The sequence below is a fragment of the Nocardia sp. NPDC050717 genome (genome assembly GCF_040654275.1).
Classification (GTDB): Bacteria; Actinomycetota; Actinomycetes; order Mycobacteriales; family Mycobacteriaceae; genus Nocardia.
In genome coordinates this window covers 46,386-67,506 of record NZ_JBFAHR010000005.1, presented here as the reverse complement: position 1 = coordinate 67,506, position 21,121 = coordinate 46,386, and the positions used below count along the sequence as shown (strand labels likewise).

Annotated in this window: 23 protein-coding genes; 9 read left to right on the top strand and 14 right to left on the bottom strand. The window is 70.5% G+C overall.

Features of this window, described 5'->3' with window-relative positions; all coding sequences use genetic code 11:
* Positions 1-56: 56 nt before the first annotated feature.
* Both AB0H56_RS12930 and AB0H56_RS12925 read right to left on the bottom strand, forming a co-directional pair.
* Positions 57-1,484, bottom strand: a complete 1,428-nt coding sequence (locus tag AB0H56_RS12930) for an MFS transporter (RefSeq protein WP_357161453.1) — start codon at positions 1,482-1,484, stop codon at positions 57-59.
* 47 nt (positions 1,485-1,531) lie between these two features.
* Positions 1,532-2,008 (bottom strand): MarR family winged helix-turn-helix transcriptional regulator, encoded by a 477-nt coding sequence (locus tag AB0H56_RS12925; protein ID WP_357161450.1) that lies wholly within the window; start codon positions 2,006-2,008, stop codon positions 1,532-1,534.
* Between the two features lie 118 nt (positions 2,009-2,126).
* On the opposite strand from AB0H56_RS12925, the gene AB0H56_RS12920 reads away from it, so the two are divergent.
* Positions 2,127-3,137, top strand: coding sequence for an Atu2307/SP_0267 family LLM class monooxygenase (locus AB0H56_RS12920; protein WP_357161447.1), 1,011 nt, complete (start codon positions 2,127-2,129; stop codon positions 3,135-3,137).
* Here AB0H56_RS12920 and AB0H56_RS12915 read toward each other — a convergent pair whose 3' ends face one another.
* Positions 3,138-3,740 carry a DUF4126 domain-containing protein gene (locus AB0H56_RS12915; RefSeq protein ID WP_357161444.1) on the bottom strand — a complete coding sequence of 201 codons (603 nt, stop codon included), beginning with the start codon at positions 3,738-3,740 and terminating at the stop codon, positions 3,138-3,140.
* 143 nt (positions 3,741-3,883) lie between these two features.
* On the opposite strand from AB0H56_RS12915, the gene AB0H56_RS12910 reads away from it, so the two are divergent.
* From AB0H56_RS12910 to AB0H56_RS12895, 4 genes are all read left to right on the top strand, one after another.
* Positions 3,884-4,360, top strand: a complete 477-nt coding sequence (locus AB0H56_RS12910; RefSeq protein ID WP_357161441.1) for a DUF1772 domain-containing protein — start codon at positions 3,884-3,886, stop codon at positions 4,358-4,360.
* Positions 4,361-4,386: 26 nt separating this feature from the next.
* Entirely contained in the window at positions 4,387-4,788 is a 402-nt protein-coding gene (locus tag AB0H56_RS12905) for a PPOX class F420-dependent oxidoreductase (protein ID WP_357161438.1), read from the top strand.
* A 115-nt stretch (positions 4,789-4,903) separates the two neighbouring features.
* Positions 4,904-5,752: a helix-turn-helix transcriptional regulator gene (locus AB0H56_RS12900; protein WP_357161436.1), complete on the top strand. Its 849-nt coding sequence runs from the start codon at positions 4,904-4,906 to the stop codon at positions 5,750-5,752.
* A gap of 154 nt (positions 5,753-5,906) precedes the next feature.
* Positions 5,907-6,671, top strand: coding sequence for a glucose 1-dehydrogenase (locus AB0H56_RS12895; protein ID WP_357161433.1), 765 nt, complete (start codon positions 5,907-5,909; stop codon positions 6,669-6,671).
* 210 nt (positions 6,672-6,881) lie between these two features.
* Here AB0H56_RS12895 and AB0H56_RS12890 read toward each other — a convergent pair whose 3' ends face one another.
* The 6 genes from AB0H56_RS12890 to AB0H56_RS12865 form a co-directional block, all read right to left on the bottom strand.
* A complete protein-coding gene (locus tag AB0H56_RS12890; protein ID WP_357161430.1) occupies positions 6,882-7,679 on the bottom strand; it encodes an ABC transporter permease subunit in 798 nt (265 codons plus the stop codon).
* Between the two features lie 2 nt (positions 7,680-7,681).
* Entirely contained in the window at positions 7,682-8,572 is an 891-nt protein-coding gene (locus AB0H56_RS12885; RefSeq protein WP_357161427.1) for a 2-aminoethylphosphonate ABC transporter permease subunit, read from the bottom strand.
* Between the two features lie 112 nt (positions 8,573-8,684).
* Positions 8,685-9,857: an ABC transporter ATP-binding protein gene (locus AB0H56_RS12880; protein WP_357162033.1), complete on the bottom strand. Its 1,173-nt coding sequence runs from the start codon at positions 9,855-9,857 to the stop codon at positions 8,685-8,687.
* A 49-nt stretch (positions 9,858-9,906) separates the two neighbouring features.
* Complete coding sequence (locus tag AB0H56_RS12875; protein WP_280221214.1) at positions 9,907-10,926, bottom strand: 2-aminoethylphosphonate ABC transporter substrate-binding protein; 1,020 nt, start codon at positions 10,924-10,926, stop codon at positions 9,907-9,909.
* Positions 10,927-11,044: 118 nt separating this feature from the next.
* Positions 11,045-11,728 carry a phosphonatase-like hydrolase gene (locus AB0H56_RS12870; RefSeq protein WP_357161424.1) on the bottom strand — a complete coding sequence of 228 codons (684 nt, stop codon included), beginning with the start codon at positions 11,726-11,728 and terminating at the stop codon, positions 11,045-11,047.
* Positions 11,729-11,736: 8 nt separating this feature from the next.
* A complete protein-coding gene (locus AB0H56_RS12865; RefSeq protein WP_357161421.1) occupies positions 11,737-12,864 on the bottom strand; it encodes a TIGR03364 family FAD-dependent oxidoreductase in 1,128 nt (375 codons plus the stop codon).
* 95 nt (positions 12,865-12,959) lie between these two features.
* Here AB0H56_RS12865 and AB0H56_RS12860 point away from each other — a divergent pair, with 95 nt between their 5' ends.
* On the top strand, positions 12,960-13,685 hold the full coding sequence (locus tag AB0H56_RS12860; protein WP_357161418.1) for a GntR family transcriptional regulator: 726 nt from the start codon (positions 12,960-12,962) through the stop codon (positions 13,683-13,685).
* Positions 13,686-13,690: 5 nt separating this feature from the next.
* On the opposite strand, the gene AB0H56_RS12855 is transcribed toward AB0H56_RS12860, so the two are convergent.
* Positions 13,691-14,050, bottom strand: a complete 360-nt coding sequence (locus tag AB0H56_RS12855) for a DUF4254 domain-containing protein (protein WP_110035845.1) — start codon at positions 14,048-14,050, stop codon at positions 13,691-13,693.
* A gap of 364 nt (positions 14,051-14,414) precedes the next feature.
* Between AB0H56_RS12855 and AB0H56_RS12850 the strand changes: the two genes are divergently transcribed.
* Positions 14,415-15,296: a helix-turn-helix transcriptional regulator gene (locus AB0H56_RS12850; protein WP_357161414.1), complete on the top strand. Its 882-nt coding sequence runs from the start codon at positions 14,415-14,417 to the stop codon at positions 15,294-15,296.
* 3 nt (positions 15,297-15,299) lie between these two features.
* On the opposite strand, the gene AB0H56_RS12845 is transcribed toward AB0H56_RS12850, so the two are convergent.
* The 3 genes from AB0H56_RS12845 to AB0H56_RS12835 form a co-directional block, all read right to left on the bottom strand.
* Positions 15,300-16,187, bottom strand: a complete 888-nt coding sequence (locus AB0H56_RS12845) for a thioesterase domain-containing protein (RefSeq protein WP_357161411.1) — start codon at positions 16,185-16,187, stop codon at positions 15,300-15,302.
* A gap of 53 nt (positions 16,188-16,240) precedes the next feature.
* A complete protein-coding gene (locus AB0H56_RS12840; RefSeq protein ID WP_357161408.1) occupies positions 16,241-16,732 on the bottom strand; it encodes a hypothetical protein in 492 nt (163 codons plus the stop codon).
* A 164-nt stretch (positions 16,733-16,896) separates the two neighbouring features.
* Positions 16,897-18,198, bottom strand: a complete 1,302-nt coding sequence (locus tag AB0H56_RS12835; RefSeq protein ID WP_357162029.1) for a TIGR03118 family protein — start codon at positions 18,196-18,198, stop codon at positions 16,897-16,899.
* A 161-nt stretch (positions 18,199-18,359) separates the two neighbouring features.
* Between AB0H56_RS12835 and AB0H56_RS12830 the strand changes: the two genes are divergently transcribed.
* Entirely contained in the window at positions 18,360-18,857 is a 498-nt protein-coding gene (locus tag AB0H56_RS12830; protein WP_232999883.1) for a peroxynitrite isomerase, read from the top strand.
* A 270-nt stretch (positions 18,858-19,127) separates the two neighbouring features.
* On the top strand, positions 19,128-19,319 hold the full coding sequence (locus AB0H56_RS12825; RefSeq protein ID WP_110035850.1) for a hypothetical protein: 192 nt from the start codon (positions 19,128-19,130) through the stop codon (positions 19,317-19,319).
* Here the strand turns inward: AB0H56_RS12825 and AB0H56_RS12820 are convergent.
* Positions 19,313-21,091 carry a penicillin-binding transpeptidase domain-containing protein gene (locus AB0H56_RS12820; protein WP_357161404.1) on the bottom strand — a complete coding sequence of 593 codons (1,779 nt, stop codon included), beginning with the start codon at positions 21,089-21,091 and terminating at the stop codon, positions 19,313-19,315. The genes AB0H56_RS12825 and AB0H56_RS12820 overlap by 7 nt on opposite strands.
* Positions 21,092-21,121: the final 30 nt, after the last annotated feature.

The following is a 21,121-nucleotide window of genomic DNA, read 5'->3' as shown; positions in this document are numbered from 1 at the left end:
TGGTGCGGTGCGCGTCGTCACCACCAGCTTGCCGCGCGCACCGCCGATGTCCAAGCTCAGGCCACGACCGCCGCCGCGGGCACCGGTGCCGCGGCGTCCGCCGGGCGGCGCAGCACGGTGAGACTCACCAGCAGCGCGGCCGCGAGCAGTCCGGCCGCCACGGTGAACGCCAGCCGGTATCCGCTGGTCAGCGCCGCCGCCTCGGACGCGCCCGCCGCGAGTTCGGCGGTGGTCCGCGACGCGGCGAGGGTGGACAGCACCGCCACCCCGACCGCCATCCCGACCTGCTGGGTGGTGTTGAACAGTCCCGAGGCCAGACCGGCGTCGTCGGCGGCGGCGCCCGACATGCCCAGGCCGGTGAGCGCGGGCAGGACCAGCCCGCCACCGGCGATCGCGACCATCATCGGCAGCACGTCGACGACGTAGTCGGCCCGCACGGGAAGCCGGGTGAGCCAGAGCATTCCGGCCAGCAGCGACACCAGCCCGGCGATCAGCACGGCGCGGCCGCCGAACCGGGTGATGAGCCGGTCGGAGACGAACAGCGACACCGCGCCGATCGCGACGGCGGCGGGCAGCATGGCCAGCCCGGTCCGGGAAGCGTTGTAGCCCAGCACCTTCTGCAGGTGGAGCGCGACGATGATCTGGAAAGCGAACATCGCGGCCAGGGTCAGCATCTGCACCACATTGGCGCCGGACACGGTGCGGGAGCCGAAGATGCGCAGCGGCAACAGCGGATTGCGCGCGCTCGCCTGCCGGGCGACGAAGGCGGCGAGCAGCGCGACGGCCACGGCGCCGAGCCCCAGGGTGTGCGCGGAGAGCCAGCCGTAGCGTTCGACTTCGACCACGGTGTAGATGCCGAGCATCAAGCCGGCGGTGACCAGCACCGCCCCGAGCACATCGGCGCCCGCCGCCCAGCCGAGACCCGTGTCGTCGGGCAGTGCCTTGACCGCCACCAGGATGGTCAGCACCCCGATCGGCCCGTTGATCAGGAAGATCCAGTGCCAGTTCAGCGCGTCGGTGAGCACCCCGCCGAGCACCTGCCCGATCGAGGCGCCCGCCGCGCCGGTGAAGCTGAAAACGCCGATGGCCGTGGCACGTTCGCGCGGGCCGGGAAACATCGTCACCAGGATCCCGAGGACGACCGCGGTGGCGATCGCGCTGCCGACGCCCTGCAGGAAGCGCGCGGCGACCAGCACGGCCGGACTCGTCGCCGCTCCGGCCAGCAGCGAGGCGAGGGTGAAAACGACTGTGCCGGTGAGGAACATCTTCTTGCGGCCGATGAGGTCACCCAGGCGGCCCGCGAGCAGGAGCAGACCGCCGAAGGCGATCAGGTAGGCGTTCACGGTCCAGCTCAGACCGGCGGGCGTGAAGCCGAGGTCGTCCTGGATCGCGGGCATGGCGACGGTGACGATGCTGCCGTCGAGGATGGTCATCAATGTCGCGGCGGACAGGACCGCGAGCGCGACACGTTGCGTACTGGTCATAGAAATGACCGTACTAGATAGTTTCGTTGCAGACAATCTATAACGGACTATTGGCGGGCGCGACGTGCGGGCGCGGCCTCCACCGCCGTCGCCAGATGCCCCTCGACCAGGTGATTCAGCGCGCGCAGCAAGGTCTCACGCTCCGTCTTCGGCAGCGAGTCCAGGGCCGCGCGATGCACGCCGTCGACGATCTCGGCGCTGCGTGCGGCCAGCTCGGCACCCGCCGGCGTCACCGCGATGATGCGAGCCCGCCGATCCACGCTCGACGGTTTGCGCTCGGCGAGGCCCGCCTTCTCCAGCGCGTCGACGGTGACGACCATCGTCGTCTTGTCCATGTCGCCGAGCTCGGCGAGCTGCGCCTGCGTGCGCTCCGCCTCCAGCGCGTGCACGAGTACGCAGTGCATACGCGCTGTCAGTCCGATCTCGGCGAGCGCCGCGGCCATCTGCGTGCGCAGGACGTGACTGGTGCGATCGAGCAGGAAGGACAGATCGGGTTCGGTGCGCGCGGGGGACAAGGCGGTCATACCGGCCACTATAGTTTTGTCATAGATAATCCGCATCCACCCCTATTTCCGTCGGGGAATCATTGCGGACCACGGTCCGTTTAATCCGGTAGCCGACCGCGACCCGAAAGAGGTTCACATGGAACTGGGGCTGACCACCTTCGCCGAGCTGTACCCCACCGGCGACCGGCCCGCGCCGACCGCCGCCGAACGCCTGCGGCAGGTGGTGGACGAGGCGGTCGCGACCGAGGCCGCGGGCTTGGACGTCTACGGCGTCGGCGAACACCACCGCGAGGATTTCGCGGCCTCCGCACCCGCCGTCGTCCTGGCGGCCGCGGCGGCGCGCACCGAGCGCATCCAGCTGACCAGCGCGGTGACCGTGCTGAGTTCCGCCGACCCGGTGCGGGTGTATCAGGACTTCGCGACGCTGGACGGCCTGTCCAACGGACGCGCCGAATTGATGGTCGGACGCGGTTCCTTCACCGAGTCGTTCCCGCTGTTCGGCTACGACCTCGCCGACTACGACGCCCTGTTCGAGGAGAAGCTCGCCCTGCTGCTGCGGCTGCGCGCGGACGACCCGGTGACCTGGTCGGGCCGCTTCCGCCCGGCCCTGCGCGAAGCCACCGTGTATCCACGCACCGAGGACCGTCCCCTGCCGGTGTGGATCGCCGTCGGCGGCAGCCCGGAGTCGGTGATCCGCGCGGGTCTGCTGGGACTTCCGCTCGCCCTCGCGATCATCGGCGGCCAGCCCGCCCGGTTCAAGCCACTGGTCGAGCTGTACCACCGGGCGCTCGCCGAGGGCGGGCACGACAAGCAGCCGGTCGCGGTGCACGCCCACGGCTATGTGGCCGATACCGACGAGCAGGCGGTCGCCGACTTCTACGCGCCGTACGCGCTGGCGATGTCGACGATCGGTCGCGAGCGCGGCTGGGGCCCGATGACCCGCGAGCAGTTCGACGCCCTGCGCTCACAGAGCGGTTCGCTGTTCGTCGGGACGCCCGATTACGTGGGCGGCAAGATCGCCGACATCCGCGACACCCTCGGCCTCGACCGATTCATGCTGCACACCAGCGTCGGCACGCTGCCGCCCGAGCAGGTCCTGCACTCGATCGATCTGCTCGGCACGAAGATCGCGCCGCACCTGAGCTGACTATTCGAGCGCCGGTTCGCCCCGCCGGGCGGCCCGGCGCTCACGTCTGCGGCGCAGGTAGCGCCGAATCCTGCTGGCGCACAGGTAGACCACCCACAATCCGATCGCCAGCAGGATCGCGGCGATCGCCGCCGCCAGGACCGGGAAGAACATCGCGAGCGTGAGAACGCCGCCGACGCCCAGGTCCTCGGCGGTGCTGACGACGATATTGGAGGCAGGCTCCGGCGAGGTGTTGATCGCCATCCTGGTCCCCGCCTTGACGATGTGACTGGCCAGCGCCGTGGTGCCGCCGACGGCCGCGGCGAACAGCGTGGGCAGTGAATCGTCCTGCCCGGCGATCAAGGCCGAGACCACCGCGCCCGAGGCGGGCCGCACCACCGTGTGCACGGCGTCCCAGAACGAGTCGAGGTACGGGATCTTGTCCGCGACCGCCTCGATCAGGAACAACACCCCCGCCGCGACCAGGACGTCGGTGCGTTCGAGCCCCGGCGGCACATCATCGGTCCACCCGATCCGGCCGAACAATCCGAGCAGGAACACCACGGCATACGCGTTGATCCCGCTGGCCCAGCCCGCGGTGAAGATCAGAGGCAGTACCGACACGCGCTCAGCCTAAGCCCGCGGGCCGACATCGCACCGCAGCCGCCACCGTCGCCGAAATCTAGCAACGCTAGACATGGCCCCGAACGCGATGCTACCGTTGCTCCAGTTTCTAGCGATGCTAGAACACAGGAGAGGAAGCTCGCATGCTCGTCATCACCGGCCAGGTCATCGCCGCCGTCGCCGTTCTCGCCAATGCCGTCGTCTACGGCACCGACATCAGCTGCGCGCTGATCACCCGATCCGTCTACCGCAAACTCGACGACGCGACGGTGACCCTGAGCGCGGGGTGGGGGCACTACTACGGCGACCGCCGGATGCCGGTGTTCGGCGCCGGCGGTGTCGTCACCGCGGTGCTCACCCTGCTGATCGCGCTGGGGGCCGGGCAGTTCGGGGCCGCCGTCGCGGCCGCGATCACGGTCGCGGCCCTGGCGATCTGGCTCGGCCTCTATGTCCGGGTCGCCAAACCGATCAACACCAGGCAGACCGCCGCCGCGCGCAGCGGCGTCATCCCGGCGGATGCCCGTGCGCTGCAGGACAAGTGGGACAGCATCCTGAAGTACCGGGTCACCCTGCAGGCCATCGCCCTGGCCGGCCTGTGCGCCGCGCTCATCCTGTTCTGAGATCGACACCACCGAGGAGTACCGACATGACCTTCACCAGCAACGAACAGCAGTTCCTCCGCGAGGCCGGGATCGGCCGCCTGGCCACGGTGGCCCCCGACGGCGTCGTCCAGAACAACCCCACCGGCTACCGGGTGAACCCCGACGGCACCGTCGACATCGGCGGCATGCGCATGCGCACCAGCCGCAAGTACCGCAATGTCGCGGCGGGCAGCCGCGTCTCCTTCGTCATCGACGAACAGGTCTCCCTGGACCCCTACGTGATCCGCGGCGTCGAAATCCGCGGCACCGCCGAAACCCTCGACGACGTCGACCCGCCCTTCCCCCACCAGGAACGCGCCCTCATCCGCATCCACCCCGACCGCATCATCTCCTGGGGCATCGACGGAGACTCCTTCGACTTCACCAGCCGCACCACCGGCCGATGATTCGCTTGCCCCGGAGTCCTCGTCCGCACCGACCGGATCGGCCACGACCAGATGCGCCGGACTCCGAGCGCGATCAGCGGAGGGCGTGGTGACCGGCGTTGTTACCGTTGAGGGCATGGTCAGTGCGGCATCGGCTCGGCGGCGCGCGGAACTGCGCGATTTCCTGCGGTCGCGGCGCGAGCGGATCGGGCCTGCGGAGGTGGGGCTGCCCGTAGCGGGGCGGCGGCGGACGCCCGGGCTGCGGCGGGAGGAAGTCGCGATGCTGGCCGGGGTGGGGGTGTCCTGGTACACGTGGCTGGAGCAGGGGCGCGACATCACCGTGTCGGGGGACGTGCTCGACGCGGTGGCGCGGGTGTTGCGATTGACCGATCCGGAGCGGGGGCATCTGTATCTGCTGGCCGGGCTCAATCCGCCGCCCGCGAGCGGGACGATCGGGGCGGAGGTGACCGCGGAGATCCGGCAGCTGATCGACGGATGGGAGCGGGGGCCGGCCGTGGTGCGGGATCGGTACTGGAACATCTTGGCGTTCAACGCCTCGGCGGGACGCGTCTTCGGGTGTGCGGACGGGGAACCGCACAACTGCCTGGTCACCTTCTTCACCAGCCCCCGCTATCGGGAGCTGCCCGAATTGTGGGAGGCCGCGGCGCCCGGTGTCGTGGCCGCGTATCGCGCCGACGCGGCGCTCGCCCCGCACGATGACGAATTCCAGCGGGTGGCACGGGAACTCGCCGCTGTCGATCCGGAGTTCGCCGCGCTGTGGGACCGCCACGAGGTCGACGTCCCGGTCCAGGCGGTCAACGCCCTGCGCCATCCCGAGCTGGGCGAGCTGTCCTTCGACGCGACCACGCTGATCGTCGCCGACAACCCGAATTGGTCGCTGGTGCTGTACAACCCGAGGCCGGGCACCGACACGGCCGAACGGCTCACCGGCGGCCCGCGTCTGCACCTGAGCGAGTCGGCCTGACGGGTGGCGAACCCCGCTCGTGGTCCGCGATGGACCGGACACGCGGCAGACGGCGGGCGCTGCCGAGAAGGCGATCATCGCGGCAGCCTGGTGGTGACACACCCCTGATAACTGCGCACTCCCGCCGGCTTCCGGCGCGGTTCACGCTGGAGCCATGTCACACAACAGTTCTCGATTCGACGGCAAGACGGCACTCATCACCGGCGGCAGCAGCGGAATGGGCCTGGCCACCGCACGGCGGCTGCTCGCGGAGGGCGCGCGGGTCGTCGTCACCGGTCGCGACAAGGAGCGCCTCGACCGGGCACTGGCCGAACTCGGCGGCGACGTGCACGGCGTCGCGGGCGATGTCACCGACCTCGCCGCCGTGGACGACCTCGTCGCCGCCGTGGACGAAAGGTTCGAGCGGCTGGACGTCCTGTTCGCGAACGCGGGGATCGGCTCGTTCCAGCCGATCGAGCAGGTGACGGGCACACTGTTCGACGAGGTGATCGGCGCCAATGTGAAGGCCGCGTTCTTCACCGTCCAGAAGGCGTTGCCGATCATGCCCGACCACGCGGCGATCGTCATCAACGCCTCGTTCGGCCTGCACCGTGGGGTGCCCGGCGCGGCGCTGTATTCGGCGAGCAAGGCCGCCGTCCACAACCTGACCCGCACGCTCGCCGCGGAATTGGCGACGCGCCGCATCCGGGTCAACTCGGTGAGCCCCGGCTACATCGATACCCCGGCCTTCCGGGCCGAACTCTCCGAAGCCGCCCAGCAGGGTGTGGCGGGCCTGTCCCCCGCCGGTCGCGTCGGTACCGCCGACGATGTCGCCGCCGCGGTCGCCTTCCTGGCCTCCGCCGACGCCGCCTATGTCAACGGCCATGACCTCCGCGTCGACGGTGGCCTCACCGCCGTCGACGCGGCAGCGATGCTGTGACCGAAGGCGATCGCCGACACCGAAGACGGTCGCCCGGGCTGGGCCGGCCACCGGGGATCAGACGTCCTCCGCCGCCGGCGACCTGACCACCACCGGCTCGCCCCGACTACCGCCCCGGCCGACCGACCCACCGCCCCGGCCGACCGACCCACCGCCCCGGCCGACCGACGTGCCGGCCGTTCGGCACTCCCTGCGGACTGGCAGCTCCGCTCAGCGCAGTGCCGCGCGTCCGCGGATCCGGCCGAGCACGACCAGTACCACCAGCGTCACCGCGACGAGCACCGTCGTCCCCGCCGCCGCGTCGAACACCTCGCCGCGGTCGGTCTGCGCGAAGATGCTGACCGGCAAGGTCTTCCAGGTGGCCGGGTAGACCATGATGGTGGCCCCGAGTTCGCCCATCGACAGGGCCACGGCCAGGCCGGCGGCGGCGCCGAGGGCGGGCAGGAGCAGCGGCAGGGTGATCTGGCACAGCACGCGCACCGGGCCGGCGCCGAGGGATTCGGCGGCCTGGCGGTAGGCGGGGTCGAGGCGGTCCAGCGCCGCCGACACCGCGCTGAACGCGTAGGCGAGCACCAGCACGGTGTGCGCGAGAATCACGATCCACTTCGTGCCGCCGAGCAGCAGCGGTTGTTCGTTGAACGCGATGAGCACGCCGAGGCCCACGGCGACCGACGGCACCGCGACCGGCAGGTGGAACACCGCGTCGGTGATCTTGCGCAGCCAGCCCGGCGCCTCCCGCGACGCCAGCGCCGCCCAGGTGCCGACGACCAGTGACACCGCGCTCGCCAGCAGCGCCGTCTGCAGGCTGACCGACAGGCTCGCGGCCTGCTCACCACTGAGCGCGTTGCCCAGGTTGGTGAAGCCGAGGTCCGAGGGCAGCGGACCGGTCCAGCTGCCCGCCAGGGCGGCGGCGACCACGGTGGCGATCGGCGCGACGAACACCACGGTCACCACCAGCGCGAACACGGCGAGCACGAGGGCTCTGCCCCGGGGAGTCCAGAGGAGCACGATCAATCCCCCTTCGAGCGGGTGCGGGTGAACCGGGCGAAGACGAACCGGTAGGTCAGGTACAGCGTCAGCGAGAGCAGCACCTGCACCGAGGCCAGCACGGCGGCGCCGGGCAGGTCGAAGGTGACGATGCCGCGGGTGTAGATGAGCGCAGGCAGGGTGATCACGCCCTTGGCGCCGGTGAAGAGCACGATGCCGAACTCGTTGAGCGTCAACAGCAATACCAGGCTGCCGCCCGCGGCCAGCGCGGGCCACGCCTCGGGCAGCACCACCTGCCGCAGCACCCGCCACGGCGAGGCACCGAGACTGGCCGCGACATCGAGCTGTTCGCGCGGCAGCTGCGCGAACGCGGCCAGCACCGGACGCACCACGAAGGGGGTGAAGTAGGTGATCTCGGCCAGGATCACCCCGAGCGGCGTGGTGAGGAAGTCGATCACCGGTGTGGTGGCGCCGGTGAATTCGGCGAGGAGGGCGTTGATCGCGCCCGCCGTGCCGTAGAGGAAGGTGAAGGCGAGGGTGATCAGGAACGACGGCAACGTCAGGATCGTGTCGATCAACCGGCCGACCACCCCCGATCCGGGGAAGGGCACGAACGCCAGCACGATGGCCAGGAACGTGCCGAGCACCAGGCAGCCCACGGTGGAACAGACCGCGATGGACACCGTGCGCCACAACGCGTCTCGGAACGCCGCCGACCCGAGCACCTCCGACCACACCGCGGTGCCACGACCGGTGGCCGTCTGCGTCGACTCGGTGAGCACCCGCACGATCGGGTAGCCGGCGATCCCGAGGACTACCAGGACCGGCGGCAGCGTCCACAGGATCGGCAGCCAGGATCGTCGCGGTGCGCGATGGTCCGGTTGCACCGGCGGTGCGGTGGCGATCGCGGTCATCGCAACGCCTCCGTCGCCATGCGGCGGCCGGTCACCGGGCACGACCGCCTCGTGGCGTCGCCGACGACTCGACGCGCCCCGACCAAGACGACCACGTGCGGCACAGCGTGATTCATGACGCCGCCCCGCCCTGCCCCGCCGCCCCGACGGGATTCGGGATGAGCACGCCCGCCGAATCCGGCAGCCGCACGCCGACGACCCGGCCGACCTCGGCCTCGAAGTGCCCTGGCACATCGGCGGCCAGCTCCTCGGTCAGCCCGTCGACCGCGAGGACGACCCGGGTCGACGCGCCCCGCCACACCACACTGGACACGGTGGCGCGCAGTGCATCCCGCTCCCCCACCGCACCGACCACCACGGTGTGCGGCCGGATGCACAGCAACGCGGGATCGTCGGGCGCCCACTCGGCGCGCCCGACGCCGGGCCGGGGCGCCTCCGCGCGCAGGGTGCTGGTGCCCGCGGTGACCAGGGCGGCGGTACCGGTGATGTGATTCACCGTGCAGGGCACCAGATTCGCGCCACCGAGGAACGCGGCGGTGAAGTCGGTAGGCGGGCGCTGCCACAGGTTCTCGGCGGTGTCGATGTCGACCAGCCGGGAATCGCGCATCACCGCGATCCGGTCGGCCAGCGCCAGCGCCTCGGCTTGGTCATGGGTGACGTACAGCATCGCCGTGTCCGGCAACGCCTTACGCAGCTGCTGCAGTTCACCGAGCATCGAGTGGCGCAGCTGCGCGTCGAGGGCGGCGAGAGGTTCGTCGAGCAGCAGCACCTTGGGCCGGATGGCCAGCGCGCGGGCGATCGCCACGCGCTGCTGCTGTCCCCCGGACAGCTCGCGGGGCAGACGTTTCGCGTATCCGCCCATCCCGACCATGTCCAGCGCCTCGGTGACCCGCGCGTCGATCTCGCCGCGCGGAACCCGATGCGACTTCAGCCCGAACGCGACATTGCTGTGCACGCTCATGTGCGGGAACAGCGCGTAGGACTGCACGACGACACCGATCCCCCGCTTGGCGGGCGACAGATCGGTGACATCGCGGCCGCCCAGCCGGACCGCGCCCGAGGTGGGCCGGACGAAGCCGGCCAGCGCCTTGAGCGCGGTCGACTTGCCCGACCCACTCGGGCCGAGGAGCGCGACGGTCTCGCCGACGGCGACGCGCAGCGTGAAATCGGCCAGCGCGACCGACGCCTTGCGGCCCCTGCCATAGCTGACCCCGACCCGGTCGAACACGATCGCGGGCTCGTTCGTCGTGGCCGTCCCGGTCTGGGCGGCGGTAGCGGACTTCATGCGGATCTCGCCGTCGGACATCGTCAACTCCCTTGTCGCAGCGCCGGTATCAGCTGCCGGTGGCCTTCTGGTACGCCGCCAGATCGGCGTCCAGCTCGCTCAGCACCTTGTTCCAGTCGACCGGAACGACCTCGACACCCTTGATCGTGGCGGCCGGGCCGCCCTCGGCGGGCGCGGCGACATCGGTGCGCGCCGACACCGCGAAGGCCTCGGGGCCGAGCTTGCTCTGCGCGTCCGGGGCGAGCAGGAAGCTCATCAGCTTCGCGGCGTCGTCCTTGTGCGGCGCGCCCTTGGCCAGGCCCATCATGTACGGCACCGACACGGTGGCGCGCTTGCCGTCGGCGGCCGGGAAGAACACCGAGAACTTCGAGCCCTTCTCCTTGACCGTGGTCAGGTTCATCTGCACGTCGCCGTTGGCGATGAGCAGCTCACCCTTGTCGACCTTGGCCTGCAGCTTGCCGGTGGACGAGGACGGGCCGACATTGTTGGCCTGCAACGCGGTCAGGTAGTCCAGCGCGCCCTGCTTGCCGCGCAGCTGCTGCAGCAGCACCAGCACCGCGGTGCCGTCGCCCGCCTGACCGGGGGTGGAGTACTGCAGCTTGCCCTTGTACTCGGGCTTCAGCAGGTCGTCCCAGGTCAGCGCCGAGGCGTCGACCGCGGGATTGGCGATGAAGCACAGGTAGTTGTTGGCCATCGTCACGTAGGTGCCGTCGGCGTCCTTGTCGGTGGCCGGGACGGCGGCGGTGTCGATGCCGCTGGGCTGCAGCAGGCCCGACTGCTTGGCCTTCTGGATGAACGGCGGCAGGGTCACCACCACGTCGGCCTGCGGGTTGGACTGCTCCTTGTCGACCCGGTTGACCACCTCGCCCGAGCCGGCCTCGACCAGGTTGACCGCGATGCCGGTCTCCTTGGTGAACTCGTCGAAGCGGTTCTTGTACCAGCCGCCGACACCGTCGGCGGAGTAGACGGTGACGGTCTTGCCGTCCGCGGATTCGGTGCCGGTGCCACCACAGGCCGCGGTGAACGCGACGGCGGTGACGCCGGCCAGCAGCAGCGCGGCCCTGGACAGGCGGCGCGCGGTGAAGGAAGTACGCACGATTACAGCAACTTTCGTCTCGTTGTCGAGGGGAATCGCAGGGACGGTGGATCGCAGGGGTGACGCCGCGGCGGGGTACCGCGACGCGAGTTCAGTGGGCCAGGACCAGCGCGGGGAAATCGGCGACCGAGGCGACGACGTGCGTCGCGCCCGCCCCGCGCAACTGCTCCTCGGTGTGCGCGCCGGTGAGCGTGCCCGCGACGATGCCCGCGCCCGCGGCGAGGCCGGTCGCGATGTCGCTGGTGGTGTCGCCGAGCACGGCGATCCGGTCGACGGCGTCGACGCCGAGACGCAGCGCCGCGGTGAGCACCATGTCCGGGAACGGGCGGCCACGACCGGCGTCCGACGGCGCGAGGGTGAGGTCGACCAGGTCGGCCCAGCCGAGCGCGGCGAGCAGTTTGTCCTGGGTGGTGCGGCTGAAACCGGTGGTCAGCGCCACCCGCACCCCCGCGTCGCGCAGCGCCGTGATCGCCTGGACCGCACCGGGAATCGGCGCGATGTCGGCATCGTCGACGAGGGCGTCGTAGGCCGCTTCGAACGCCAGGTTGGCCGCCTCGGCGGCGTCCTCGTCGCCGAGCAGCGCCCGGAAGACCGCGATCTTGGACTGGCCCATCGTGTCGACGACGTAGCGGCGAGCCGCCTCGCGCCGCGGGCCCTCGGTCTCGATCCCGGCGGCCGTCGCCGCCTCCTCGAAGGCGCGCAGGACCAGGCCGCCGTCGGCGACGGTGGTCCCGGCCATATCGAGCGCGGCGAGCTGAATCGTGGTGTCCGGCATGGTCTTCCTCACAGTCCGAGCTGGTCGGCGGTTTGTTCGCCGATGGCGGGTCCGAGCGTCATGCCGCGCCCGCCGGGGCCGGTGACGACCCAGACGTTGGCGTCGGCGCGCACCCGGGTGACGATGGCGTCGGGATCGACGCTCTGGCTGTAGACGCCTGCCCAGCGCCGCACGATCGGCGGCAGCTTGCGGCCGAGCAACTCCTCGGTCACCTCGGTGAGGTGCTCGTACGGCGCTTCGTCGACGTCGAAGGCGAACGGCTCGGTGTACTCGTGCGTGTCGCCGATGGTCAGGCCGCCGTGCAGGCGCTGCACGCACAGCAGCTGCATCTTGTGCTCGGCAGCGGTGGCGGTCTGGGACTGTTCGGCGGCGAGCGAATCCACCTCGGCGCCCGCGAAACCCGGGTAGTAGCGGAAGCTGTCGCCGTCGGCGATCGCGGTGGTCAGCGGCTCGCCCAGCGGGGCGGTCTGCATCATCTGCAGGCGCACCCGGCGCACCGGCAGGTCACCGGCGAGTTCCCGGGTGAGCCCCGAGTGCGCGGCACCGGGGCAGTGCACGACGAGGTCGGCCTCGTGCCTACGGCCCTGGTCGTCGACGACGACGGCGCCCGATCCGGTGTCGAGCACCGAGCGGGCCTCGGTGCCCTCGTGGAAGGTGTAGCGGCCGCTGGCCGCCATGTGGGCGCGCAGCGCGGGCAACGCCTGGCGCGACTCGACCGCGGCGTCGGTGGAACAGTGCAGTCCGGCGAGGTATTTGCCGCGCAGCGCGGGATTGAGCGCGCGCACCTGCTCGGGTTCGAGCAGGGTGAAGCCACGATCGGCCGCGGTCGGCCCCGCCGCGGCGGCTTCGGCGACCGCGAGCTCGGCGGGCGTGCGCGCCAGGGTGATCGAGCCGGCGGGCCGGAAGCCGACACCGGCGACCCGGCCGCCGATCTCCTCCCACAACTCGCGGGAACGCAGGGTCAGCGCGAGCTCACCCGCTGCCCGTCCGGAGACCCAGACCAGGCCGAAGTTGCGGACCGTCGCACCACGGGCCTCCCGCTCGCGTTCGAGCTGGACGACCTCGTGCCCCCTGGTGATCGCCGCCCAGGCGTGTGCGGTGCCGAGTATCCCTCCACCGATGATGACCAATCGCATGGCATTGATAGTGGCAAATGGTCTAGACCGATGGGTGTGGCGTGAGCGAACGCTGGGTTAACGTTTGGTATAGACCAATCCAGTACGCTGGAGTCATGGACGCACCGGCCACGACGACCCGAGTTCCCAAGGTCTTCCTCGTTCGCACCGAGATCGACGCCATCCTGGCCGAACTCGGCGAAGGCGACCCGGTGCCCTCCGAACGCGACCTCGCCGCCAGGTTCGGCGTCGCCCGCGAGACGGTGCGACAGGCACTGCGAGAGCTGCTGGTGGAGGGCAGGATTCGCCGACGCGGCCGGGGCACCGTCGTCTCGCGCCCGAAGCTAACCCAGCCGCTGTCGCTGCGCTCCTACACCGAGGGCGCGCTCAGCCTCGGCCGGACGCCGGGCCGCATCGTGGTCACCTGGGAGGACATCCCCGCCGACGCGGAGACCGCCACCGATCTGGACCTGGAACCCGGCACGCGGGTCATGCACCTGGAACGCGTGCTGCTCGCGGACGGCGAGCGGATCGGGCTGGAGAGCACCTACCTGCCGCTGCACCGCTTCGCCGACCTGCGCGGCGGATACGACCCGACCACCTCGCTGTACGCGGCGATCCGCGCGACCGGCGTGGAATTCGCCGGCGCGCGGGAACGGATCGAGACCGTACTCGCCGCACCGCGCGAGGCAGGCCTGCTCGAATGTACGACGGCGCTGCCGATGCTGCTGCTGCACCGGCGAAGCGTCGACGCCGACGGAGCGCCCATCGAACGGGTGCGCTCGCTGTACCGGGGTGACAGGATCGCCTTCGAGGCGCTGCTGTCACCCGAGCACACGTGACGGATCTACTGCTCCGGCAGCCTTCGCCGCCCGCCCGCCACATCGGTGACGAGGTCGGTGTAGCCGTCGACCAGTTCGGCGAGGTGGTACCAGTGCTTGTGCGTGCTGTCGCTGCGCACCCCGTCCAGATCGATGGCCTGGTTGGCGTCGACCCAGCTGCGCGCCATCCGGTCGACCACGGCGCCCAGGCTCTCGGTGTGCAGTGACGCTCCGCTGCGATGCAGCGGGATCTCCTGCACGATCCAGTCGTTGATGTCGTCGACGAGTTCGCTGCGGCGGCAGTCGATCTCGGCGATCAGCGCGGCGTCACGCACCTGTGCCCGCCGCTCGTGCAGCTCGGCGAGCGCATGCGCTGAGCGCAACAATTCACGATCCTGAAAACGCCTGCCCTGGAATGCGCACAACAATTGCGGCGCAGTCGGCAGTACCCCCATCACCGGCGCGCTCATCGCAACGCCCCGAATTCACCCGACACCCAAGATTTGTGTACCAACATGATTGGCTCTCGATTCGGTTATCCCGGTCTTCTGTTCGGATTGCTCGCAACCAGGCTATCTGGATCATGCTCGCTCCCATGGCGAAACGCAAGATTGCGTTGTCACTCCTGCAGTAAAGCCACCCTGACAGAACCTGTGGTCACATCGAGCCCATCAGGGCCGTTCGCGTGACATCCGGGCCGCACAGCGCAATAATGCGAATCACCAAGCGCGCCAGAGGCGAAGGGGAACCATGGCAGGCAAGCGCACGACACTGACCGTCCGGCTCCGTCGGCTCGCCGCGATGCTCCGCGAGTTGCGCGAAAGCGCCGGGCTCACCAAGGAAGATGTCAGCGCTCGTACCGGCATCAACGTCACCACGCTCTATCGCATCGAAATGGCTCAGGCCCGCCCGCAGCGGCGCACCCTGGGCGCGATGCTCGACCTGTATCAGGTCACCGACAAAACGCGCGAAGAAGCGCTGAGTCTGCTCAGCGACGCACTCAAACCGGGGATGTCACACGCTTACGAAGGCGCTCTCTCCGATGTGTACGCCACCTACATCAACTTCGAGGCGGAAGCGCTTTCCGCGCGTCAGTACCAGACCTCGACTGTGCCCGGCCTGCTGCAGACCTTCGACTACGCCGCCGCGGTGATCGACACCTCGATGCCACGCCTCGACGCGTCGGTGATGGAGAGCAGGGCCAAGGCCAGGATGGATCGCGCGGTCAACCTGACCAAGGACGACCCGCTCGAGCTCTGGGTGGTGATGGACGAGGCGGCGATCCGCAGGGTCGTCGGCGGGCCCGCGACGATGATCGGCCAGCTCGACCGGCTGCTGCTCGAGACCAAGCGCAAGAACGTGATCCTGCAGGTGCTGCCGTTCGACGCGGGCGCGCATCCCGGCATGGCCGGTTCGTTCACCCTGCTCGACTTCCGCAACCCGGTCGATCCCGAACTGGTGTACGTGGAGAGCATGTCGGTGCACGACCTGGTGGAAGGTCATTCCGAGATCCGCCGGTTCGGCGTGATCTTCGACCAGCTGCGCGCCATGGCATTGAGCCCGCGCGACTCGGCCGCGCTGATCCAGCAGGCGCGCGACGACATCGCCGCGCGCGCCGAGCAGCAGAAGTAGTGCTCAGCGGGCCGCCCGCACCGGCGACCCGGCCATCGCGAGCGCCTCGGCGATCGCAGGCATACAGACCGCATCGAGCAGCTCGTCGTGCGTGGCGTCGAGCACGATCGCGGTGACGGTGCCCTCGGTGTGGGCCCGCCAGTTCCGCCGCACCGCTGCCGGGTCGGCCCCTGACGCGCGGCCCGCCACAACGACCGTCAGCTCGCCGGGCAGGATCGCCGGGGCGTGCCGGGCCGTCGCCCCGGCCGCCTCCGCGATGCGGTCGATGTCGGCGCCGGTGAGGTCGACCGTTCCCGCGAGCGCGGCCACGACGCGCGCGGCCGCGTCGGCCGAGGGCAGGTCACCGGCGCCGAACACCCAGCCGAACCTGGCCGCCCATTCTCCCGCGGACGGAGGCGATTGCCCGGCGGCGACCGGGCTGCCAGGATCGGCGCCGAGCACGACGAGCCGGACCTGCTCGCCCGCCCCGCGCAGGACGCAGGCGATCTCGTGCGCGACGAATCCACCCACCGACCAGCCGACCAGCTGATACGGACCGTGCGGCGCGACCCGCCGGATCTCGGCGACACACCGGGCGGCGTCGTCGCGCACCGTCCGCGGTGGCGGGCCGTCGGACGCCGCGAGGGCGGGCTGCAATCCGTAGACCGGAACGGCGGGGTCGAGGTGCCCGAGCAGGGCGGCGAAGCTCCAGGCGAGCCCGGCCTCCCCCGCCAGGCAGAACAGGGGCGCGCCGTCGACGGCGCCGCCGTGCGGGCGCAGGGGCAACACGACCGACAGCGCGGCGGAGCCTGCCCGCCGGTCGTCGGCGGGCGCGGCCGGACAGTCACGACGGTGCGGCCACCCGCACCCCGGGTCCTCCGGGGCGCCGTCCGTGTCGCCGTGCGTGCTCACACCACAGGATACGTCGTCCGAAACAGGCACCGTGCCAACACTTTCCGGGGCAGTCAGTAGGTGTGCGCGGGCAGGCGGCGCACCCCGGCGCACAGATCGTCGACCAGGCGCTGATAGCTGTCGGCGAGGTCGTCGAGGCGCACCCACTCGTCGTAGTAGACCGCGTCGGGCGCACCGGACAGTGCGCCGAACGCCTGTGCGCTGTGCCCGGCCAGCCGGTCGACCAGCCCGCCGAGCGTCTCGCAGTGTTCGGCGGCCGCGGCGTAGGGCACCGGCGCCGCCAGGATGGCCCAGCGGTCGATGGCCCGGATGAGCCGGGTCCGCCGTCGCTCGATCGTGGCCGACTCGCTCAGCGGTGTCCGCTCCCGCAGCTGGTGCAGCACGGCCAGTTCGCCCGCGGCGTCGAGCAGGGGGTGGTCATCGTGTGGCAAACCACGCACCGCCGCCAGGATAAGGTCGCGACCGGGCAGCAAGGTCGCCGAGTGCCCGCGCCGCGTCGCACCGGCGGCCGCCGAACCGACGACGTCATCGCGCGAAACCTTCATCCGGCTACCTCCGATCGGGCACGACACCACGGGTGCGGGTGTCCTCGTGTGCGGCGGGAGGACGCCGTCGCCGCGCTGGTCACGCGCCTCGGGCAATCATCCCGCCACCACTGTCCCGTACATCGTTGCCAGGCGGAACGAAATCGGTCATTCCGCCTGCCCGATCACTGCACGCGGAGGCTGCCGAACAGGCCGTCCTTCGCGTCCGCCGGACCCGCCGTGAAGTAGAGCGCGTTCGCGTCACCGAGGGTGTCGCCGTTGCCGAACCGCAGCGCCAGCAGGCCGGGGATCTCGACGGGGTTCGCCTCGTCGTCGCGCAGGTAGTCCACGAAGGTGCCGGTGGTGTCGTCGTAGGCGAGCACGCGGCCGAGGCCGCCGAAGTTGCCGACGAGCAGCTTGCCCGAGAGCGCGCCGAAGTTCGACGGCGCGATCGCCACGCCCCACGGCGCGTTGAGCCTGCCGCCGTCGTCGACGATGCGCACGAGCTTGCCCGCCGCGTCGAACTCGGCGAGCTTGCCCCGGTCCGGCTTGCCTGCCGCGGACTTGTCGGCCGCGGCGTCGAGCGTGGCTGGCTCGCCCTTCGCGAACTTCTTCGGGTCCTTGCTGTCGGGCTCGGTCACGGCGTAGGAGACGAAGACCCGGCTGCCCACGGTGGTGACGTTGAACGGCGCCGGATCACCGGGCACCACCTTCTTGCCCTTCTCCGGGGTGGCCGGATCGATCACCTCGCCGGTGGCGAACGGGTTGGCGAAACCGATGGTGGCCACCGGCTGCCAGAACTTGTCGAAGGTGCGGATCTGCGGATCGGCGCCGAAATCGGCGGCGAGCAGCTTGTCACCGGCCGGGGCGAGCGCGATGCCGAAGAACGACATGCCCTGAGCCGAGCCGTCGAAGACCTGGTTGGCGCCGCCGTCGCGGCGCACGGTCACCCCGTCGGGCGCCTGCTCGGTCCAGGCCGAGAGCTTGCCGGAGTCGGTGGCGAGGATGAAACGCGCGGAACCGCCGAGCGGCACGGGCACGCCGTCGACATCGACCCACTGGTCGCGCACGCCGAACAGGTCGGAGTTGATCGGGGCCGGGTTGAACACCACGCCGGTGACCTTGCCCGCGCTCTTGTCGGAGGTGTCGGCGTCGGCGCCCGGCACGCCGACCAGCTTGAACTGGTCCTGGGCGAGCTTCTGCAGCTTCTGCTCCGAAGAGGTGTGCACGTCACCGACGAACTGGAAGGACTTGCCGCCCGCGCCGACCCAGAAGTGACCGCCCGCGCCCTTGGGCCGGTCGGCCAGCCCCCACGCGTTGACCATCTCGGGGAACGTGAACTGGGCGTGATAGGAGTCCTTGTTGGCCGCCAGGTTCGTCTGGCTGTAGCGGTTGCCCTCGACCGCGGTGACCCCGTCGCCGCCGGACCCGTCTCCCGAGCACGCGGTGGCGAGCACCAGCACCGCGCCGACCACCACACCGCGCATCAGCCCGGACCGCACCCCGCGAGTACCCCGCACATGTCCGTTCACGTTCCTTCTCCCTTTCACCCTGCGCCGGACGGCGTTTCAGGCGACGCTGACCTTAGCCTGACCGTGGCGTCGGCGTGGCGTGACCGTCACCTCGGGGGCAGGTCTAGGCTGTCGCCGTGGTCGAACCAGCTGCGCCCGTCGCCCCGCATCCCGATATCGCCGCCCTCGCCCCGCTGCTCGGCAGCTGGCGCGGCCGCGGCCACGGCGAGTACCCGACGATCGCGCCGTTCGACTATCTCGAGGAGATCACCTTCGGGCACCTCGGCAGGCCGTTCCTGACCTACCGGCAGCGCACAAGGGCCGCCGACGACGGCAGGCCCCTGCACGCCGAGACCGGCTACCTGCGCTGCCCAGCGCCCGGCCGTGTCGAACTGCTGCTCGCCCATCCCACCGGGATCACCGAGATCTGCGAGGGCACCATCACCGAAACGGTCGACGGAATTCGGCTCGAACTGAACTCGACGAATATCGGGCTGAGCGGATCGGCGAAACAGGTTACCGCCGTGGGACGCTCATTCCACGTCACCGGCGACACCATCGACTACACATTGCGCATGGCCGCCGTGGGCGAAACACTCCAACACCATCTGGCCGCGACTCTGCAACGTTCGTGACCACGGCCGAATTCGGTTAATTACCCACACAGGGCCACTGAGCTGCGCGTTCGCGTGATCGATACCGATCATTCACCTTTTCATCACGGCCGGATAGCGATTGTGTTCGAACGCGCCCGCACATAACGCAACAATTGCGTGACGCTTACCGCGGCCGTCTGTCGCGCGGGCACCCACCGCTCTACGGTTTCAACCACAGCAAACGACCAGAACACAGACGAAAGGCTGCCCGGGAAAGCACGTCGACACCCTGGACGAGGGAGACGAACCATGAGGCGTTCCACTCTGATTCTGACCACTGCCGGAATGATCCTCGGCGGCGCGGCCGCCATCGACCTGCTCGATCGCGCGAGTACCAGCGCCGCACCCGAGCCCGTCGCCAGTTACGGCGTCCTGCACGAAGCGGCCACCGACCACTCCGACAGCGGCTCCCTCGCGGTGGTGTGGGCGGCCATTCAGTAACCGGGCGGCAGCGCGGCGAACATGTCCCTGGTCACGGCGACGGCGTTGTCCGAGCTGCCGCCCTTGACCAGCAGGGTCGCGAACGCCATGTCGCCCCGGTAGCCGACGAACCACGAGTGTGAACCACCGTCCACCTCGGCCTCACCGGTCTTGCCGTACACCTCGCCCTGGTCCCTGATCCGCTCGGCGGTGCCGCCGGTGACCACCATCCGCATCATCGCGCGCAGGCCCGCGACCACGTCCTGATCGATCGCGGGCCGGTCACCGGTGACCTGGGTGGGCCTGCCCGCGATCAGGTACGGCACCGGCGCCGAGCCGTGCGCGACCGTCGCCGCCATCACCGCCATCCCGAACGGGCTCACCACCACCCGGCCCTGCCCGATGCCGTCCTCGGCGCGCTGCACGAGTTCCTCGGCGGGCGGCACCGAACCCGACATGGTCGGCAGCCCTTCCACCGCGTAGTCCTGGCCGACGCCGAGCCGGGCGGCGGCCTCGGTGAGCGCGGCGGGTTCGAGCCTGCTGGCCAGCCGCGCGAACGTGGTGTTGCAGGAGCGCTCGTAGGCGTTGGCCATCGGCACCTCGCCGACGGTGAAGAGGTTGTAGTTGGGGATCGTGCGCTCCCCGATGGTGATCCGGCTCGGGCAGGGCAGCACCGTCTCCGGTGTCGCGATGCCGGCGGCCATCGCGGCCGAGGCGGTCACCGTCTTGAAGATCGAGCCCGGCGGGTACTGGCCGCTGGTGGCGACGGGCCCGTCGCGATCGGCCGCCTTGTTCTGCGCGACCGCCAGGATCGCGCCCGTCGACGGGCGGATCACCACCATCATCGTCTGCTCGGTGCGCAGGTCCACCGCGTGCTGCGCGGAGTTCTGCACGAACCGGTCGATACTCAGCGCGAACGAGGGCGCGGGCTGGGCCGGAACCTCGTGCAGCACATCGAGATCGGCGCCGTTGGCATTGCGGGTGACCACGCTCCAACCCGCCTTGCCGTCGACCTCGGCGATCACCGTCTTGCGGACCTGGGTGAGCAGATCGGGCGCGAACTTGCGGTCGGTGGGCACCATGTCCCACTCCTGGGTCAAGGTGACGCCGGGCAGCCCGATCAGCTCGCTGCCGATGGTCTCCGCCTCGTATTCGCTGAGCAGGATCACCGTGGCCGTGCCGCCCGCTCGGCGCGCCGCGTCCAGGATCGACTGCGGGGTGTAGGCGACGGGATCGATGCGGCTCAGCGCCGCGGCGAGCGCACCGGCGACCCGATCCGGCTCCGGTGCGGCGGCCACGTCGAAGCGCACCCGCGACACCTTGCCCGGCACCAGCACATCGCTGCCCGCCGACTCGTTGACCCTGGCCCGTGGCGCGGGCGCGGTGCGCAGCTCCATGCTCTGGGTGTCGCCGAGCTTGGGATGGATGTCGGCGGAGGTCCAGCGCACCAGCCAGCGTCCGCCGCTGCGGCCCATCTGCAGCTCGCCGGTGTAGGTCCACTGCCTGCCCTTGGGCAGCGTCCAGGCGTAGGTGTAGTCGACGGTCGCGGTGTCCCCGTGCACGCGGGCGTCGCCGGTGCGGATCTCCAGCTTCTCGGCCTGCAGCGCCTGCCAGGTCGAAGTCAGTGCGGCCGTGGCCTTCTCGGGCGCGGTGGTCAGCCCGGCGGCCGCGGCGAGATCACGCTCGGCGAAGGCCTCGGCGAAGGCTTCCGCGGCGGGCACCGGCCCCTGCGGACCGGACGAGCAGGCGGTCGCCGCCACCGCGAGGGCGGCCACCGCGAATGTGGTTACCATCGGTGTCCTCATCGGGACCGATGGTAGCGG

Coding starts and splice junctions, on each gene's coding strand:
- AB0H56_RS12850 (WP_357161414.1), top strand. CDS start 14,415: ATGGCAGGCAAGCGCACGACACTGACCGTCCGGCTCCGTCGGCTCGCC.
- AB0H56_RS12860 (WP_357161418.1), top strand. CDS start 12,960: ATGGACGCACCGGCCACGACGACCCGAGTTCCCAAGGTCTTCCTCGTT.
- AB0H56_RS12920 (WP_357161447.1), top strand. CDS start 2,127: ATGGAACTGGGGCTGACCACCTTCGCCGAGCTGTACCCCACCGGCGAC.
- AB0H56_RS12825 (WP_110035850.1), top strand. CDS start 19,128: ATGAGGCGTTCCACTCTGATTCTGACCACTGCCGGAATGATCCTCGGC.
- AB0H56_RS12930 (WP_357161453.1), bottom strand. CDS start 1,484: ATGACCAGTACGCAACGTGTCGCGCTCGCGGTCCTGTCCGCCGCGACA.
- AB0H56_RS12895 (WP_357161433.1), top strand. CDS start 5,907: ATGTCACACAACAGTTCTCGATTCGACGGCAAGACGGCACTCATCACC.
- AB0H56_RS12865 (WP_357161421.1), bottom strand. CDS start 12,864: ATGCGATTGGTCATCATCGGTGGAGGGATACTCGGCACCGCACACGCC.
- AB0H56_RS12870 (WP_357161424.1), bottom strand. CDS start 11,728: ATGCCGGACACCACGATTCAGCTCGCCGCGCTCGATATGGCCGGGACC.
- AB0H56_RS12820 (WP_357161404.1), bottom strand. CDS start 21,091: ATGGTAACCACATTCGCGGTGGCCGCCCTCGCGGTGGCGGCGACCGCC.
- AB0H56_RS12840 (WP_357161408.1), bottom strand. CDS start 16,732: ATGAAGGTTTCGCGCGATGACGTCGTCGGTTCGGCGGCCGCCGGTGCG.
- AB0H56_RS12885 (WP_357161427.1), bottom strand. CDS start 8,572: ATGACCGCGATCGCCACCGCACCGCCGGTGCAACCGGACCATCGCGCA.
- AB0H56_RS12880 (WP_357162033.1), bottom strand. CDS start 9,857: ATGAAGTCCGCTACCGCCGCCCAGACCGGGACGGCCACGACGAACGAG.
- AB0H56_RS12835 (WP_357162029.1), bottom strand. CDS start 18,198: ATGCGCGGTGTGGTGGTCGGCGCGGTGCTGGTGCTCGCCACCGCGTGC.
- AB0H56_RS12925 (WP_357161450.1), bottom strand. CDS start 2,008: ATGACCGCCTTGTCCCCCGCGCGCACCGAACCCGATCTGTCCTTCCTG.
- AB0H56_RS12910 (WP_357161441.1), top strand. CDS start 3,884: ATGCTCGTCATCACCGGCCAGGTCATCGCCGCCGTCGCCGTTCTCGCC.
- AB0H56_RS12905 (WP_357161438.1), top strand. CDS start 4,387: ATGACCTTCACCAGCAACGAACAGCAGTTCCTCCGCGAGGCCGGGATC.
- AB0H56_RS12900 (WP_357161436.1), top strand. CDS start 4,904: ATGGTCAGTGCGGCATCGGCTCGGCGGCGCGCGGAACTGCGCGATTTC.